Here is a 17559-nt window from a genome sequence, read left to right as displayed (position 1 = left end):
TAAAATCTGCTGATTTATTACTGACTAATACAGGAGGTTTTTTATGGGACAGACAATCATATCTGCTATTGGTGTTTATATTTCCACCAGTATCGATTATTTAATTGTTTTGATTATTTTATTTGCACAGCTATCACAGAATAAACAGAAATGGCATATTTATGCGGGGCAATATCTAGGCACGGGCTTACTTGTAGGGGTGAGTTTAGTTGCTGCTTATGTCGTCAATTTCGTGCCTGAAGCATGGATGGTTGGACTGCTTGGTTTAATCCCTATCTATTTAGGGATTCGCTTTGCAATTGTTGGAGAAGGTGAGGAAGAAGAAGAGGAAGAGGAAGAAATTATTGAAAGATTAGAACAAAGCAAGGCAAATCAACTGTTTTGGACAGTTACATTGCTGACAATTGCGTCTGGCGGAGATAATTTAGGTATCTATATACCTTATTTTGCTTCGTTAGATTGGGCACAGACCCTCGTGGCGTTGCTTGTGTTTGCAATCGGCATAATTATCTTTTGCGAGCTTAGTCGGGTGCTATCCTCTATTCCGTTAATATCCGAGACAATTGAAAAATACAAGCGAATCGTTGTTCCCTTAGTATTCATTCCACTTGGACTATACATCATGTATGAAAGTGGCGCGATAGAGACTTTTCTAAACTTTATTTTATAGATAAAAAAGCCCCTTAAATGGGGCTTTTCTTATATTTTTTTAATCCTAACTTCAAAACCCCAGATACGTTTTTTTACCGCTAATTCGCCAAACCAAAGAATGGAGGACTTATGATGAGTTATTTAGTCGCAAGAATGCAAAAGATGAAAGCTGGAAATTTAGTCGGCATGGGTAATCATAATCAACGGTTAACTGACAATCATTCAAACAAAGATATTGATACGGAACGCTCGTATAAGAAAAGAGGATATCTTATGATAAGATATCCTCTTTTACTTTTCGTAGCTCGTCACTACTCTAATCATTCCAAAGGATTCGGAGATATTTCGGTTCAATTTGAGTTGCTTAATTGAATAGTTTACACTCAATAGTGAGCTATTAATTCTGAAAGGATGATTATCATGGGAAAAGGATCCCGAAAACGCAAAGAACGCCAAGCAGCCATGGCCAACTCAGGAGCAGATACTACACTGACTTGGCAGGATCAACCAATTCATACCAGTAACACCAATGATCCTATCAGTTTTACCGCCTTTTTGTCCGAACGCAAATCACGCGGACAACAATTACTTATTGCCGAATTCGACGATGGCGCTATTTATGGTGGCTACAATCTACATCCGATTGGTAACTACACTAAGTTTAACCAAGCTTTCTTGAACGGAATCGAAGACGTTTTTCACCAACCAATTACTTACAAGAACGACACAATGTTCTTCGGTGAAGACGAACTAGTCGTCATGGATTATCCCGTTCCAGACAAAAAACAGAAAGATATTGCTGTCTTCTGCCTAAATGCTGAACGTATTTATTCTCGCTTTAAACAAGGACCAGAATTAAAGCGTTACTTGGATCAACTCTATAACGTCATGGTTAAGCTGGCAGAACAACAAACTAAATAAAGACTATTCACAGCTATAATTATTAGAAAAGAGACTTTCTCACATTGAGACGGTCTCTTTTATTAAATTTTCTATGTTTTGGTTACTCTAAAATATGTCAAACTTATTTGACATTAAAAATTTAATTTCCTATACTCTAATAGTCAAATACTTTTTACATTTGGAGGCCCAATTATGGAAATCGCTATTTTAATTTTTGTATTATTTTTTTTAATCGTTTCGTTTGGTGCCATAATCACTATGTTTCGAACCATCAGTAAACAGGGTGACGAACGCCGCAAACAAATTATCATGACGGCTTCGGCCAACACTTTTTATATTCTCATGGGACTACTGGTTCTTGACGTGATTGGTCAAATTATTAGTATCTTTCTCAGTAAAACCCCCACTAACTTGAAGCCCTTTCACTTATTACTGATTAGCGCCATTATCTTTTTGCTAGAGTTACATACTACCTCTAAAAAGCTTGGTGATTAACATTGCAAAATCAAATTCGCATTTTACGTAAACAGGCTGGTATTTCTCAAGATACACTGGCTAAACTCTGTAACGTCAGTCGCCAAACTATTAATGCCATTGAAAATGACAAGTATGATCCAACCTTAAAATTGGCCTTTAGTTTAGCGCAACAGCTAGAAACAACGGTGGATACGCTATTTCATCCCACTTCTTAGTAATTTTGACTTATTTAATTTTTGGCCTCAACACCTTATAATCAAGCTAACAAATCCAATTTCACTTATATTCAGTAAAAAGAGACCCCCTCACATCGAGGCGGTCTCTTTTCTTTTGATCAATTTAATTAGTCAAGCTTAGTCTTTGATACTACGTTCAACTTATCATCGAAGTCGTACCACCAGTAGCCATTTCAAGGTTGATGATGTCTTCATCAGAAATGCCTTCGATTTACTTAATCAAGACATAGATTGTTTTCCGACATGTTTTATCTCCCAACTAGCCATCCCCGCTTTACGCATATAGACATCCAGGTTTTTATTGTTTACTACAGTAACGTAATACACATTCTCGTTAGATCCGCCTTGAAAATCTGAGGTGTCATAAACTTTATCTTTACTAGACAAGTTTCTTAGAAATAGATATGTATCATGATTATTGGCAACGGATTTCATTTGCTTATAATCTTTTTTGCTAATCATGTTATTCATCTGAGTATTCAATTGATTCACCGTATACATGTCAGAATTTAAATACATATATCCACCTGCAAAGCACAGTATGACAAAAACTAATACTCCGAAATATTGATAACCACTTTTTTTATTCATACAACACCTCTCATCCAAAAATAACACATTTTAAGTTATTAGTAAGTAGTTGTGAAGAAACTCGCCTCTAAGGCTTCAAATTCTATGACAAAGGAAATATCATAATTACAAATTTATCTTAGTGATTTAATTAAAATAAAAACAACCTGTGATTTAGCAATCCTAGGCTGTTTTAAGTCAACTATATTTAGTTAATCCATTTTGCTACCTGATCCGCAAATTCTTGGCCTTGTGGAAAAATCCCAAACTTATCTAAAAAGGCATGCGTCATTCCCCGATAATTAGAATAGTATGTAGAAACGCCGTTAGCAGCCAACTTTTTAGCATAAGCATATCCTGTCGGTCTTAGGGGATCAAATTCATCTGTAGCAATAAAAGCTTTCGGCATATTTTTATAATCTTGGTCCGCCATATTATACGGTGAAAATCTTGGATCCTTAGTATCGCCACCATTAATATAAACATCTATAATTGCCGGTAACCCTTTATCAGAAAAGATACTATCTTTTTGGTATCTAGCTTGCATAAAACTGTCTAAATGATATTTAGATTCTGGCCATGCAATCTGGTCATTGGTCTCCTTATCTAAGGTAACGCACGGGTAACACATTACTTGATGAGTAACATAGTTATGGCCGGCTTTTCGATCCATATAAGCTATTGCAGCGGCAATGGTCCCGCCTGCACTATCCCCATATACCACAACGATATTGGTGTCGACATGTAGCTTATCAGCATTTTCCACGATGAAATTAAGGGATTCAAAACAATCATCAGTGGCCGTATATTCAGGATACTCAGGAGCAAATCTATAATCCACGTTGAAAACTCGCAAATGAGCTTTTTGGGCGATGTATTTACAAAAATTTTCATTAACCAAAACGTTACCGCCAATCCAACCACCACCATGATAGGCAATAAAAGCTCCCAGCTTTTCATTAGGATTTTTAAGCTCTGGCGTGTAAACACTAATAGGAATCTGATTTTTATCAGAATAAATCTTGCTGGTAGTTACTCCATCAGAAATATCCACCCCCATAGATCCCATATGATCACGCCATTGGTAACAAAATCTTGCCGAAGGACTATCGGGTTTAACACCCTTAAATCGTTTCATAATTTCAGATTCAGGAGCATATGGTCCGCCGTTATCTTGCATGAAGTGGAGATTAAAATCATCAACAGAATATTTTGCAACTACTGAAAGATCTGAAACAACCCTAGTCATAACGTTGTTTTTATCCTTTTTAAAATCCGGGCTTTTCCGCAAACGATTTAATTTATTATAGTAATCTTTAGTTGTTGGTGTCCAAGCTAACATAAAAAATTCCTCCTTAAACCTTTTTCTATAACTAGTTTAAACAAGAAATTTATAAATTGGTTGTAATTTGATTTTAAATAATTACTGATACTATACAAATGAATTTTAATAAAAAGGAGACCCTCTCACCTTGAGAGGGTCTCTTTCATTTTGATCAATTTAATTAGTCAAGCTTAGTCTTTGATACTACGTTCAACTTGTCATCGAAGTCGTAAACCAATGGTTCACTAGTAGCAATTTCCAGGTTGATCTCTACGAGATCTTTAATGCCGTTCTCCATATTCTCCGTACTGGATCTCAATAGCGCCAGTTACCTCCCAATTGGCAAACGTTTTAAGGCTACTTCTGCCGCTGGTTAGAAACTGTTTGATATTTTCAAAAGCGCTGCAATAGAACTGACATAAAGGCTAAGGTCATCATCATAGCGTTCGTATGTAAATTGGCATCTTAGCGTTTTTAGTATTTTATTACTCAAGAGATTTTAGACAACTTCTAAGTTCTTACATAGGTGATGCTTTGTTATATTAGATGCTTTAATGAGCTTATTTAGATTTATCGAACACAGCTTCCCAATCTTGTGCTGCCTGTTGAACAGGGTCCCACGGTGACGCAATTGGCGGTGAATATGATAAGTCTAAGTCGTCTAGATCATTAATAGTCATTTTATTGAAAATTGCGGTTGCAAAAATATCATTTCGTTTTGCAATCTCACTTCCATAGTTCCCAATTAACTGTGCACCAAGTAGCAATCCGCTTTCTTTGTCAGCAGTTAATTTAATGGTGATTTTACTTGCATTTGGAAAATATGAGTTATGGTCGAACACTGTACTTGTACTGGATAAAGTAGAAAAACCAGCGTTTTCTGCTTCTTTAGGCAATAGCCCAGTTCTAGCAATAACTAAATTGAAAACCCTTATAACTTGGGTTCCAACGATCCCCCTAAACCGGCGTCGCTGCCCCACGACATTCAATCCGGCTATCCGGCCTTGTTTGTGTGCAGTAGTTCCTAAGGGTAGGTATGTTTTTCCAAGTAACCTATGGTCAGTCTCAACCAAGTCACCGGCGGCCCAGATATCTGGCAAAGTCGTATGCATGAATTCATCAACTGAAATTGCTCCGGCCACACCAGTCTTGGCACCAGCTGCTTCTAATAATTGCGTATTGGGCTGAACTCCAGTAACAATTAAGACCGTATCAAACGATCGTTCATCAGTGATATTGCCCAAATCTGTAGATTTAATTTTTACACTAGTATCAGAACTAACAACACTCAAAATAGTGCGGTCAGTCAGTACTGTTACTCGATTTTGTGTTAGTTCCTGGTGAGCCATAGATCCAAATTCATTTTCCACTGTGGAAAGAATTTCATTACTACGTTGATATAGCGTCACGTTTAATTTTCGTCGTGCCATTGCTTCGGCCATCTCAACACCGATATACCCAGCCCCGATGATGGCGGTGTTTTTAGCTTGGTTTAGTGCTGTATCTAACGACAAATAATCAGACATTGTGTGTAAAACGTGAATCTTACTATTGTTTTCTTGGGTATCATTAAATGAAAAACCTTGAAAAGCGTCTACTTTAGGAATTGCTCCCGTGGCAACTATCAATTTATTATATTTATAAGTAACAGCACCATTCGATCGAACACCTGACACGAGATGATTTTCTGCGTCTATTGAGTTAACTAAAGTGTTTAAGTCAAACTCAATTCCAAGCGCTTCTAGCTCCTTAAGCCCACGGTGAGAAAGCGAATGCCAATCTGGTACTTCTCGACTAGCAGCATATGGAAAACCACAAATGGATAAATTAGGGTATTCGTCTGCAAGGATTATTTTAACTTGTAGTGTAGGCTCACTCTCTTTAGCTTGAATTGCCGCTGAAATACCAGCGTCGCTACCGCCAATTATCAATAGTTGTTCATTTTTAACTGTCATAAATAGACTCCTGTGATTTATTTGATAACATATGGATGTCTATATTATATATAGACGATTAACTATGTGTCAATGAGGAGAAAAAATGAATTATACAGATTATGCTATGGTTATCAAAGCAATGGGCGACGCAAGTCGCCTTGAAATTATCGACATGTTATCTTGCGGTAAAATGTGTGCCTGCGATATTTTAGATCATTTTGATTTTACCCAACCAACACTTTCTCATCATATGAAGGTATTACAAACTGCGGGGATAGTAGATGCACAAAAAGATGGCAAGTGGCAGCACTATTCATTGAATTCAAAATTTATAACAAGTTTCCCTGAATTTACACATCAACTGTTACAAGTTGAGGAAATCTGTGTCTGCCATCCACTATTTTAAATTATATTTACTTTTGACAAAAACATTTTGAAAGTATATTATATAGATAAACATCAATGTATGGAAGGTGTATACATGAACTATAACCAACTGGCTAAAATTTTTAAGGCTTTATCCGATAAAAATCGAGTTAAAATCGTTGATTTATTATCTGCTGGGGAAAAATGTGCTTGTGATTTATTAGATCAATTTGAATTTTCACAGCCAACACTTTCGCACCACATGAAAGTCTTAATTGAGGCAAATATTGTCATAGCCCGAAAATCTGGCAAGTGGCAACATTACTCATTAAATGTTGATTTTGTAGACAGCCTTGATGAACAGATTAAATCATTGTTATTAGAAAAAATAGCTAATTAGGCTATATTTTTTATACAATAAATAGATACATTTAAATGTGTTGATATGATATTGGAGGAGTTTATTATGAAAAAAGTAGAATTATTTGAAGCAGCACTATGTTGTAATACTGGTGTTTGTGGTCCAAGTGTCGATAAAAATTTAATGTTAATGACTGCTGCATTTAATACCATGGTTAAAAATACTGATACCTTTGATGCTTATCGCTATAACCTAAATAGTACGCCGGACGCATTTGCTCAAAATCCGGATATTTTAGCGCTTATTCAACAAGAAGGTAATGCTGTTTTACCAATTTTACGTGTTGATAACGTCATTGTTAAATCGGGTGACTACCCAACTTTGGCGGAACTATCAGAATTTACCGGTGCCTATTTTGTTGAACAATCTTCTAATGCTTGCTGTGGTGACAATACAACTAATTGCTGTGAATAATAAACTAAAAAGGATGGTTTACTGATGAATTTTAACTTATATAATCCGAATGAAGTGCTCGACACAAAATACTTATTCTTCACGGGAAAAGGCGGCGTTGGCAAAACAACCTCAGCTTGCGCAACTGCCATCCAGCTGGCTGACAATGGTCGACGGGTCATGTTAGTTAGTACTGATCCAGCTAGTAATTTACAAGATGTTTTTCAACGAGAACTAACAAACCAAGCAACTCAAATCGAAGAAGTCCCAGGTTTAAGTGTTGCTAATTTTGATCCAGTCACGGCTGCTGAAGACTATAAAGAATCGGTAATCGCACCTTATCGTGGTGTTTTACCTGAATCTGCAATTGAAAATATGGCAGAACAGCTATCCGGGTCTTGTACCGTTGAAATTGCCGCATTTAATGAATTTGCTAATTTCTTAACCAGTCCAGATGTCGCCAACAGCTTCGATACAATCATTTTCGATACTGCCCCTACTGGTCACACACTCCGTTTGTTACAACTACCATCAGCTTGGAGTGGCTACTTAGATGAAAATCAACAAGGGGCTTCTTGCTTAGGTCAACTAGCAGGTATGGGTGACCGCAAGGCCGTTTATGAAAAAGCGATGGCAACCCTAAATGATGGTACGCTAACAACCCTCATAATGGTTACCCGTCCACAGCTTGCCCCGTTACTTGAGGCCGATCGCGCTTCAACTGAGCTTAAAAATCTCGGCATTACCAATCAAAAATTAATTTTAAATGGTGTTTTTGAAACAGCCACCGACGCTGTCTCTCAAATTTTCTACGACCGTCAACAAGCTGATTTGGTCCGGATGCCTGATACTTTAAAACAACTTAAAAGTTATCAAATTCCCTTACGGGCTTACAATATTGCTGGGATTGATAATGTTAGAAACTTATTAAAGAAGTCACAACCGATTACTAAAATTACGAATAATAGGGACACCAATCTACCCGAATTTGGTTTAATGATTGATGATTTCGTCAATACTAACAAGAAACTTATTTTCACGATGGGTAAAGGCGGTGTTGGTAAAACTTCAATTGCCATTAAAATCGCAACTGAACTCGCTAAACGTGGTAAACGTGTTCATCTTGCATCAACTGATCCAGCCGATCATATCTCCGAAATATTAACTGACACTACCAATATTAAATTAAGTCACATTGATGAAGCCCAAGAATTAAAACATTATCAAAATGAAGTGATTGCTAAAGCTGCTTTGACGATGTCACCAGCTGATGTTGATTATGTCAAAGAAGATTTACAATCGCCTTGTACTCAAGAAATTGCAGTCTTTCGCGCTTTTGCAGAATTAGTAGCCGACGATGATTGTGATATTGCCGTCATTGATACTGCACCAACCGGGCATACATTACTCCTATTAGATTCCAGCCAAAGCTATGCCAAGGAAGTAGAACGGACGTCTGGAGACGTTCCTGAATCAATCGTCAATTTACTACCAAAACTCCAAGACGCTAGACAAACGGAAGTGGTCATGGTCACTTTACCAGAGACAACTCCGGTCTATGAATCAATGCGCTTAGCTGATGATTTGGATCGCGCTAATATGGCCCATTCTTGGTGGGTTATTAATCAAAGTTTATTAGCCACGCACACTAATAATCCGATTCTAGCATCACGTGCAAACAACGAAACTGCTTGGATTAATAAGGTTGATCAATTGTCTGCCGGGCAATACAACGTCATTAGCTGGCAAGCATAAATTTTAATTGAGAAGGCGAACGGCTTTCTCGATACATAGGAGGATATTATGCAAGTTACATTTGCAGTTAGCATTTTTTTATTAACACTTTTATTTGTTATTTGGCAACCTAAGGGCTTATCAATTGGCTGGTCAGCCATGGTAGGAGCTGGTTTGGCCCTACTATTTAGAGTTGTAACGCTTAAAGATGTTTGGACGGTTACGGGTATTGTTTGGAACGCAACATTATCATTTATCGCCATTATCATGATTTCGCTAATTCTTGATAAAGTTGGCTTCTTTGAATGGTGTGCGCTACACATGGCTAGAATTGCTGATGGCCATGGCATTCGCATGTTTGTCTTAATCTCAGTCTTAGGGGCCTTTGTTTCTGCACTCTTTGCTAACGATGGTGCCGCACTAATCTTGACGCCCATTGTTTTAGCGATGGTCCGGGCCCTAAACTTTGATGAGGAAAAAGTATTTCCATTCATTATCGCTAGTGGTTTTATCGCCGATTCAATGTCATTACCTTTAGTTGTTAGTAATTTAGTCAACATTGTTTCTGCTGATTTTTTTGGTATTAGTTTTTCAACATATGCATTGCACATGTTAATCCCAACATTGTTTTCACTCATAGCTAGCATTATCGTTTTATACCTTTATTTCAGAAAAACATTACCACGACACTATGATGTTTCCCAAGTTGCTGACCCTAAAACGGCGATTACTGATCCATTCTTATTCAAATTTTCTTGGATCGTTTTGATCACTCTATTAGCGGGCTACTTCATTGGTAGTTTTTTAAAGATTCCCGTCTCTTTCATCGCGATTACAATTGCTGTCATCTTCTTGTTAGTCGCTAATCGTAGTGCTGCGATTGAAACTAAAGCAATTATTAAGGGTGCTCCTTGGAATATTGTCTTCTTTTCAATCGGCATGTACGTTGTTGTTTATGGACTACAAAATGCCGGTATCACCACTTTAATTGCATCTGCTATTACGTACATTGCCCAAAAAGGGCTCTTTATTGGCACAGTCGGTATGGGCTTTATTGCAGCGATTCTATCGTCCTTAATGAATAACATGCCAACCGTTATGATTAATGCTTTATCAATTGATCAGGTTCAGGCTTCTGAACTCGTGCGTAAGGGCCTGATATATGCCAACGTAATTGGTTCCGACTTAGGGCCCAAGATCACCCCGATTGGATCACTTGCAACCTTATTATGGTTACACGTTTTAGCCCAAAAAAATGTTAAAATTAGTTGGGGGCAGTACTTCAAGATTGGGATTACCATCACGATTCCAGTTCTATTTATTACGTTGTGTGGCTTGTATTTATCATTACTATTATTAGGTTAGGTGGATAATATGAAAATCGTCGTTATCGGTTCTGTTGCGGCAGGTACCAGTGTCGCGGCTAAGGCTCGGCGAAACAATGAAAAGAATAAAATTACAGTTTATGAAAAAGGAGAAGATATTTCTTATTCCGTCTGTGGTGGATGTAAGCTGATTCCTGAGACAACTTTTAAGAGAGTGATATGACCGATGTTTCTGGGAATCAATCTGGGTGGTTAACCCGCGTTTTAATTCGCGAGAAATGGTGCTGGGACTCCGGTGAAGCCGGCTGGCGATCTGACGAACGCCAAATCCTAATTGAATCACGTCCCATTTCGCGTCTGCGGATTTATAGTAGTTATTTGCTCACCGGGGTTTTAACATCAAGTATCACTTTATTCATGATGACTTTTGGTTTGTTTATTGGTCAAAATAGTTCTTTAAGCGATCCATTTTCATGGTCAGCAATCAGCAGAATATTCATTGGGTATTGGCCGTTAATGTTATTTATTTTTGGTTTATTATCGGTACTTACTGGATGGATTCCCAAAGCAACCATCATTATTTACCCTGTAATTATTTTCGATTTTATTATTTTAATGTTTGGTAAATTACTTCAGTTAGATGACTGGATTATGAATTTAGTTTCTTTCCATTGGGGATGATCGTTACCATCTGATAGTATAGATTGGACAGTATCTTGGTACACATTCCTGGTCACGATAGCATTATTCATTATTGGCTATTGGGGTTATCGTCGTAGAGACTTATAATGGTGTTCCAAAAATACTACGTGTTAAGTGGCGCTCATGTATAAAAATATATAAATACGATAAAATTACCAGTAAAAGTCGAGCATATGCTCATTTTTACAAAAAATCCTTTTCTATTTTTATCCTCACCCTAATAGTACCGTTAGGGTAAAATATAAGTCACTAAGTCGCAAACACTATAGACTTAGACTGGTAGGCTATCAGATCAATAATGCGCCTAAAGGCGGAATTAAAAATTCCATCACCGTTAGTATGACTAATAGCAAAAAAATGAAAATCAAATTCAATCAGTCTCACAATGATAAATGGCATAACACCACTTATTACAAATGCTAAGCAAAGAGGATATCTTATGATAAAATATCCTCTTTTACTTTTAGTAGCTCGTCAATACTCTAAATATTTTTCATCATATGTTATGAAAGTTAACAAAAAAAGAGCCCATCTATTTTGGATGAGCTCTTTCATTTCAATCGATTTAATTAATCAAGCTTAGTCTTTAATACTACGTTCAACTTATCGGCGAAATCGTAAACCACTAGTTCACCGGTAGCCATTTCCAGGTTGATGATGTCTTCATCAGAAATACCTTCAACGTACTTGCTTAAGTTACCGTGGACAACAATGATAATGTGCTTGCTGTCAAGCATTTAGGAGTAATTTCATCTTCCGTCAAATGTTTTACACAGAATATAAATGATCAGCGTCCATTTAGTGACCACTAGTGACCATTTCATGACACGTTATCGCAAGTTAGCGACAAAAAAAAGAGCCCATCCATTTTGGATGGGCTCTTTCATTTCGATCAGTTTAATTAGTCAAGCTTAGTCTTTGATACTACGTTCAACTTGTCATCGAAGTCGTAAACCACTGGTTCACCAGTAGCCATTTCAAGGTTGATGATGTCTTCATCAGAAATGCCTTCGATGTACTTGCTCAAGGCACGAAGTGAGTTACCATGGGCTGCAATGATAATATTTTTACCATCTAAAAGCTTCGGAGCTATGGCATCTTCCCATAGTGGCATAACACGTTCCAAAGTAACCTTAAGGTTTTCACCACCAGGAACGATGTGTGGATCAAGGTTAGCGTAACGACGATCGTTAGCTGCTGAACCTTCATCGTCTGCACTCAAAAGTGGAGGCAATACATCGTAAGAACGACGCCAAATGTGAACTTGATCTTCACCAAATTTTTCAGCGGCTTCCTTCTTGTTTTGGCCTTGCAAAGCACCGTAGTGACGTTCGTTCAAACGCCAAGTCTTAGTTTCTGGGATCCAGAGTTGGTCTGAGCCTTCAAGTGCGTAGTGCAAAGTCTTGATGGCCCGAGTCAATACTGAAGTGTAAGCGAAATCAAATTCGATTCCAGCTTCCTTGATTAACTTACCAGCGTTTTGAGCTTGCTTAACGCCTTCTTCACTAAGATCAACGTCAACCCAACCAGTAAATTGGTTGGAAAGGTTCCATTCACTTTGACCGTGACGAATCAATACTAATTTTGCCATGTTTATTACCCCTTTTCAATTTCTCTTAATCCATATTATTTTACATCATTTCACGCTAAAATTCAGCTTTTATTTGGGCTGATCACCGGTAATTCCTTTAGTATGATCCGCACTCTCCGTTTGAACTCCAGTAATATCTAGGAAGAACGTGAAGATTGGTACCCCACAAATCAATCCCCAAGTACCAAAGAAGTGTTCTGCCACTAATAACACCACAAAAGTGTAAAAAATGGGCAGATTGGTTCTAGACGACATAAACTTGGGATTTAGTACGTAAGCTTCTAAGGTATGCACCGCTAAGATCATCAACCAAATATACAAAACATCGGTGAAGCCCCCAATAGAGTAAGCCACTAATGATAGTGGTACTAGTGACACAATCACTCCAGCAACTGGAATTAAGCTCAAGATAAAAATCATAATTGAGAGAACTGCCAATTCTGGCATGTGCATAAAGTACATGACAATCGTGGTTAACACGGTATTGACAATGGCAATGAAGAATTGAGCTTCAATCACTACCCCGAAGCTACCCACAAACTTTTTACCAAAGAAGTAAAGATCGCTGAAGAACCAGCTAATATCACTACTTAAAAACTCTTTAGAAAATTTAGCCATGGAGTTTTGTTCAACTGCATAAAAGAAACTAAGAATCAGTGACAGGAACAAGGTAACTCCCATTGCTCCAACACTAGTCACGTAGTGCCAAACCAGCGACACGCCGTTTTGAACTTGATCCATCAAATGTGCCTTTTGAATCGCATCATTGATCCACCCCATGGTCTGGCCATCAGGTAAGTTCTTCGGATCAGAATAAAAATCAATCATATCCTTAGTAGAACTAATAGTTTGATCCAATAACTGAGGCAAGTAGTCAGTGATAGTAATAAACAACCCAATCAGGATTAATACATACACCACTACTACCACCAAAGTACGCGGAATCGGTGTCTTCTCACTAACAAAGTTAGAAAGTTTAACCACAATCAAAGTAAAAATAAAGGTCAACAAGATCATACTCATCATCCCTCTAAACACTACCAAGATTGCAATTGCTAAGGCTAAAACCACAATTCGCCTTAATTGAATATTATTAACAAATTTTTCCCACACGTGTTAATTGGCCCCCGTTATTAAAAGTTTTCCTTAGCATATTGTGCCAAGGATTCATTCTTCTTGAGTGCACCGTTAATTGCATCAATAATGTCTTGATCACTTAATGCCCCTTCATCTACTCCAGCAGCTTTAATGGTTGCTCTAGCTTCCTTAATTTGCATAGCAGTAGCATCTTTACCATTAATCTTCTTCTTAGAATCTGGAACGGTGTATTCATTACTTCCCTTGTAATTATCAGCGGCTTTTTTCTCCGAACTAGTCAGACTAGCACTAGAGCTAGAAGAACTAACAGCTGAGTCCTTAGATTCACTGGTGCTAGCTGTATCAGAACTGGCACTACTGGAGCTAGTAGAATTAGCTGCCACATTCGGGTTATCCACCGGATCATTACTTGGTTGTTCAAAGTTATCGGCTTCATTAGGATCAGTTGGGATGCTATTGTTTTCAATCGCACTGTTATTAGAATCCCGTAATTTTTTAGCCTTGTTAAAAATAGTTTTGTAGTAACTTTGACTAGCATTCTTATCAGTCAAAATTTCATTCAAAGTAATATTAGAATCAACATATTGACCAGCTTTTTGCTGTTGTAATGCTTTGTTATAAACTTTGGTGTACTTGGCTAAATTGGTTTGAATCTTTTTAATCAATGATAATTGATCCTTAGCCCGATCAACTAATTGCTGATTACCACCCTTGGTGTTAGTAACCTGGGTATAACTTGTTTTAGCATCCGGATACTGCCGCGCAGCAAAACTGCTATCGCCTGCAGCATATTCCTGCGTTTGCTTCAATAAGACATTAGCCCGTTTATCTCCTGGTTTCTTCTTAAGGGCGTTCATAAACTCAGTTTCAGCAGCAGTATATTTTTTATTGGAAATCTGTAAATTTCCCTGTTCAATTGCATCTTCATAAAGTTTTTGATTTTCAGCATGGCGAGCATAGGAATAGCCTCCAACCGCCAAGCCGACGATAATGGCGACGACTAACCAGATCCACTTTTTCACGTGACCCCTCCTAAGCTTTAAATATTTGTTTCATTATACCATTAAGTCCCCTAATGTTCGAACAGGGGAATTTATTATCTCCCACTTACAAAAAAGAATCCAAAAGAGTTATAATGCTAATTGTGTATTTTATAGTGAAAGAAGGAGAAGTTCATATGTTGGAGAAAAGATTTTACCATACTTTTTTCAAAAATGGTTTCTCCATTCCCTTACAAGTAACGTATTGGGATGGCAAAACGGAAACCTATGGAGAAGGAATTCCAGAAATATCCATTGTATTCCACCAAGAAGTACCGGTTCGGGCAATTTTGAAAAATGCCTCAATTGCGTTAGGTGAAGCTTATATGAACGGCACCATCGAAGTTCATGGCAGTCTAGAAGACCTACTAACTTCTGCATATGATACCGCTGGTAGTTTCTTCCATAACAAGAAATTCATCCACTATCTACCAAAGATTTCACATGATGAGACTGAAAGTAAAAAAGACATTCAGGAACATTATGATATCGGTAACGATTTTTATCGGTTATGGTTAGACAAAACGATGACCTATTCTTGTGCTTACTTTGAAACTCCAGAAGACGATTTGGAAACGGCTCAACTCAACAAAGTTCACCATATTTTGAAAAAGTTGGACCCTCAACCAGGCAAAACCTTCTTAGATATTGGTTGTGGCTGGGGTACATTGATGCTTACAGCTGCCGAAGAATATCATTTGGACGTTACCGGGATCACATTGAGTCAAGAACAGTATGACTACGTTCACGACCAAATTAGAGACCGGGGCTTACAAGACGTAGCCCATGTCAAATTAGTAGACTACCGCGAATTAGGTGATGTTCAATTCGATTACATTACTTCCGTGGGAATGTTCGAACACGTGGGTAAGGAAAACCTTGGTGAATACTTCAAGTGTGTTAACAACTACTTAACAGATGATGGTGTAGCCTTGATTCACGGAATTACCCGTCAACAAGGTGGAGCTACTAACGGTTGGTTGAACAAATGGATCTTCCCAGGTGGTTACGTTCCCGGTTTAGTAGAAAACATCCAACACATTGAAGAAAACGATTTGCAGATCTATGATATGGAATCTCTTCGTAGACATTATCAAAAGACTACCGAAATTTGGGATGCTAACTTCAACGAAGTCCGTGACCAAGTAGTTGAAATGTTTGATGAAGACTTTGCTCGGATGTGGGATCTTTACCTCCAGGCCTGTGCAGCATCATTTAAGTCAGGAAATATCGACGTGATCCAATACTTAATTTCTAAGGGTGCGGCCGGCAAGTCATTACCAATGACCAGAGATTATATGTATAAGTAAAGTGCTGAGGGGATCGGGAACTAACGAGTTTCTAACCTAAAAACAACTGGTAGTTCGGCGACAGTTGCTACCTGTTATTTTGTAGTTAAGTGAGTTAGTTGATCCCCGAAGCCGTTTTTAGTAAAGTGCTAAGGTTTTGCTTTTTGAAACTCATTCAACTACTGCGCTTGGAAACTACGGTTTATTTCGGAGTAATTAAAAATTAATCTAATAAAAAGACCGCAAACTAAGTTTGCGGTCTTTTTCTAATTTTTTAAATGAACGCTGCTAACAAGAACACAGCAACTAATCCCAAAATAACAGACAAAGCCATGGAACGAGTCCAATAAGCAATTCCGATTACTAACACTGCCGCAATCATTTGCGGTGCTTTATCAGCAAGGGAGAATGCATAAGCTTCGTTAATAAAGATGTCCTTAACCACCAACGCCGTGAATAGCGAAATGGGAACGTATTTCATCCATTCGTTAAACCATGTGGGAATTTTTCTAGTTCGGAAAAACAATAGCGGAATAAACCGTGGAGCAAACGCCACCACGAAGCACGCTAAAATTAACCACACATGTTGCATCGTATTCCATTCCATGCCTTACTCCTACTCTTCTTCGTCTTCAAGATCTTCTTCCACCGGTGATCCCGCTGGGTTCTTCATTGGATGAATCCACCGACTCTTAGGATTATGCTTGCGAATTTGAGCTTCAATTGCAAACCCGATCAACGAAGATACGATCGTTGAAATAACTAATCCCAGTGTCGACTTCGTCAAAACTAAGAAGAAGACGGCCAAAAATCCTGATAAAATGCAGATCACAATTAACAGCCATTCCTTTAACTGCATCACGATCATGTATAAGAACAAGGCCGTTAACGCAAAATGAACCACCGTTAAATCAATATGAATAGCGTTACCAATTAAGCTTCCAATAATATTACTTACCGCCCAAAAGAGTAGCGTAAAATGTTCCACCTTCAAAGCATCCTGAGGGGTAAATTTTTTATCAGTTGAAAACTTCAAGTAATTGATCGCGTAGTTTTCATCGTTCATTGAAGCGGCGAAAATCGCCGTAAATTTCAGTGACTCTCCGTGTAAATACTTGGAGAGACTGGAACCTAACAACGCATACCGCAGTTCAAGAAAGAATAACATCAAAACTACCGAATACATAGGGGCATTGGTCGCTAGTAACGATGCAATCAAAAATTGCGCCCCACCAGAAAAGACCATTACTGATACCATCAGTGTTGTCCAGACATTAAATCCAGACGCGTTGAGTAAAATCCCACAAGCTAAACCAATAGGAATATAACTCAAATCAACGGGTAAAGAGACGTTTAAAATCTGTCGCCACTTTGGCAACTCTACCCTAGAATTAGCTACTTTGTTGGCCAAAAGGAATCCTCCATCTAATTAAAACCGAATTGATTCAAAAAGAAAATCCAGGATTTATTATAGGTGATTTTCACAAAATAATAAACCCCTT

The 17559-nt window shown here is 37.9% G+C and carries 19 protein-coding genes and 4 pseudogenes; 12 read left to right on the top strand and 11 right to left on the bottom strand.

What is annotated here, in order from left to right; genetic code table 11:
• Positions 1-43: 43 nt before the first annotated feature.
• From FC56_RS02415 to FC56_RS02395, 5 genes and pseudogenes are all read left to right on the top strand, one after another.
• Positions 44-670: a CadD family cadmium resistance transporter gene (locus tag FC56_RS02415; RefSeq protein WP_056977828.1), complete on the top strand. Its 627-nt coding sequence runs from the start codon at positions 44-46 to the stop codon at positions 668-670.
• Between the two features lie 113 nt (positions 671-783).
• Positions 784-906, top strand: a pseudogene (locus FC56_RS08225) (plasmid recombination protein); the annotation flags it as partial.
• A 165-nt stretch (positions 907-1071) separates the two neighbouring features.
• Positions 1072-1572, top strand: a complete 501-nt coding sequence (locus FC56_RS02405) for a hypothetical protein (protein ID WP_054671607.1) — start codon at positions 1072-1074, stop codon at positions 1570-1572.
• A gap of 174 nt (positions 1573-1746) precedes the next feature.
• Positions 1747-2049 (top strand): hypothetical protein, encoded by a 303-nt coding sequence (locus FC56_RS02400; RefSeq protein WP_056977826.1) that lies wholly within the window; start codon positions 1747-1749, stop codon positions 2047-2049.
• Positions 2050-2051: 2 nt separating this feature from the next.
• On the top strand, positions 2052-2246 hold the full coding sequence (locus FC56_RS02395) for a helix-turn-helix transcriptional regulator (RefSeq protein WP_054671601.1): 195 nt from the start codon (positions 2052-2054) through the stop codon (positions 2244-2246).
• Between the two features lie 240 nt (positions 2247-2486).
• Here FC56_RS02395 and FC56_RS02390 read toward each other — a convergent pair whose 3' ends face one another.
• The 4 genes from FC56_RS02390 to FC56_RS02380 all read right to left on the bottom strand — a co-directional run bounded on the left by FC56_RS02390 (position 2487) and on the right by FC56_RS02380 (position 6116).
• On the bottom strand, positions 2487-2858 hold the full coding sequence (locus FC56_RS02390) for a hypothetical protein (RefSeq protein WP_056977824.1): 372 nt from the start codon (positions 2856-2858) through the stop codon (positions 2487-2489).
• 187 nt (positions 2859-3045) lie between these two features.
• Positions 3046-4179: an alpha/beta hydrolase gene (locus tag FC56_RS02385; RefSeq protein ID WP_056977822.1), complete on the bottom strand. Its 1134-nt coding sequence runs from the start codon at positions 4177-4179 to the stop codon at positions 3046-3048.
• Between the two features lie 163 nt (positions 4180-4342).
• Positions 4343-4480: a hypothetical protein gene (locus FC56_RS08220; protein WP_404819892.1), complete on the bottom strand. Its 138-nt coding sequence runs from the start codon at positions 4478-4480 to the stop codon at positions 4343-4345.
• A 241-nt stretch (positions 4481-4721) separates the two neighbouring features.
• Positions 4722-6116, bottom strand: a complete 1395-nt coding sequence (locus FC56_RS02380) for an FAD-dependent oxidoreductase (protein WP_056977820.1) — start codon at positions 6114-6116, stop codon at positions 4722-4724.
• 85 nt (positions 6117-6201) lie between these two features.
• On the opposite strand from FC56_RS02380, the gene FC56_RS02375 reads away from it, so the two are divergent.
• From FC56_RS02375 to FC56_RS08090, 6 genes and pseudogenes are all read left to right on the top strand, one after another.
• Positions 6202-6504: an ArsR/SmtB family transcription factor gene (locus FC56_RS02375; RefSeq protein WP_056977817.1), complete on the top strand. Its 303-nt coding sequence runs from the start codon at positions 6202-6204 to the stop codon at positions 6502-6504.
• Positions 6505-6579: 75 nt separating this feature from the next.
• Positions 6580-6864 carry an ArsR/SmtB family transcription factor gene (locus FC56_RS02370; protein WP_054671585.1) on the top strand — a complete coding sequence of 95 codons (285 nt, stop codon included), beginning with the start codon at positions 6580-6582 and terminating at the stop codon, positions 6862-6864.
• Positions 6865-6930: 66 nt separating this feature from the next.
• On the top strand, positions 6931-7299 hold the full coding sequence (gene arsD, locus FC56_RS02365; RefSeq protein WP_035147270.1) for an arsenite efflux transporter metallochaperone ArsD: 369 nt from the start codon (positions 6931-6933) through the stop codon (positions 7297-7299).
• A gap of 24 nt (positions 7300-7323) precedes the next feature.
• Entirely contained in the window at positions 7324-9033 is a 1710-nt protein-coding gene (gene arsA, locus FC56_RS02360) for an arsenical pump-driving ATPase (RefSeq protein WP_056977815.1), read from the top strand.
• 48 nt (positions 9034-9081) lie between these two features.
• Positions 9082-10377: an arsenic transporter gene (locus FC56_RS02355; protein WP_056977813.1), complete on the top strand. Its 1296-nt coding sequence runs from the start codon at positions 9082-9084 to the stop codon at positions 10375-10377.
• Positions 10378-10386: 9 nt separating this feature from the next.
• A pseudogene (locus FC56_RS08090) lies at positions 10387-10515 on the top strand (NAD(P)/FAD-dependent oxidoreductase); the annotation flags it as partial.
• Between the two features lie 39 nt (positions 10516-10554).
• Here the strand turns inward: FC56_RS08090 and FC56_RS08270 are convergent.
• The 5 genes and pseudogenes from FC56_RS08270 to FC56_RS02335 all read right to left on the bottom strand — a co-directional run.
• A pseudogene (locus FC56_RS08270) lies at positions 10555-10674 on the bottom strand (helix-turn-helix domain-containing protein); the annotation flags it as partial.
• A gap of 934 nt (positions 10675-11608) precedes the next feature.
• Positions 11609-11796 (bottom strand): annotated as a pseudogene (gene gpmA / locus FC56_RS08000) (2,3-diphosphoglycerate-dependent phosphoglycerate mutase); the annotation flags it as partial.
• A 144-nt stretch (positions 11797-11940) separates the two neighbouring features.
• Positions 11941-12630, bottom strand: coding sequence for a 2,3-diphosphoglycerate-dependent phosphoglycerate mutase (locus tag FC56_RS02345; RefSeq protein WP_054671580.1), 690 nt, complete (start codon positions 12628-12630; stop codon positions 11941-11943).
• Between the two features lie 69 nt (positions 12631-12699).
• Positions 12700-13701: an AI-2E family transporter gene (locus FC56_RS02340; protein WP_263862240.1), complete on the bottom strand. Its 1002-nt coding sequence runs from the start codon at positions 13699-13701 to the stop codon at positions 12700-12702.
• Positions 13702-13763: 62 nt separating this feature from the next.
• Entirely contained in the window at positions 13764-14750 is a 987-nt protein-coding gene (locus FC56_RS02335) for a hypothetical protein (RefSeq protein ID WP_054671577.1), read from the bottom strand.
• A gap of 155 nt (positions 14751-14905) precedes the next feature.
• On the opposite strand from FC56_RS02335, the gene FC56_RS02330 reads away from it, so the two are divergent.
• Complete coding sequence (locus FC56_RS02330; RefSeq protein ID WP_056977809.1) at positions 14906-16078, top strand: SAM-dependent methyltransferase; 1173 nt, start codon at positions 14906-14908, stop codon at positions 16076-16078.
• Between the two features lie 253 nt (positions 16079-16331).
• Here the strand turns inward: FC56_RS02330 and FC56_RS02325 are convergent, their stop codons facing one another.
• Positions 16332-16664, bottom strand: coding sequence for an AzlD domain-containing protein (locus FC56_RS02325; protein ID WP_054671571.1), 333 nt, complete (start codon positions 16662-16664; stop codon positions 16332-16334).
• 9 nt (positions 16665-16673) lie between these two features.
• Complete coding sequence (locus FC56_RS02320) at positions 16674-17468, bottom strand: AzlC family ABC transporter permease (RefSeq protein ID WP_056977807.1); 795 nt, start codon at positions 17466-17468, stop codon at positions 16674-16676.
• Positions 17469-17559 lie beyond the last annotated feature (91 nt).

The organism is Lentilactobacillus senioris DSM 24302 = JCM 17472 (assembly GCF_001436555.1).
Taxonomy (GTDB): Bacteria; Bacillota; Bacilli; order Lactobacillales; family Lactobacillaceae; genus Lentilactobacillus; species Lentilactobacillus senioris.
The sequence above is the reverse complement of the archived record's forward strand: the minus strand, read 5'-3'. Positions and strand labels throughout refer to the sequence as shown.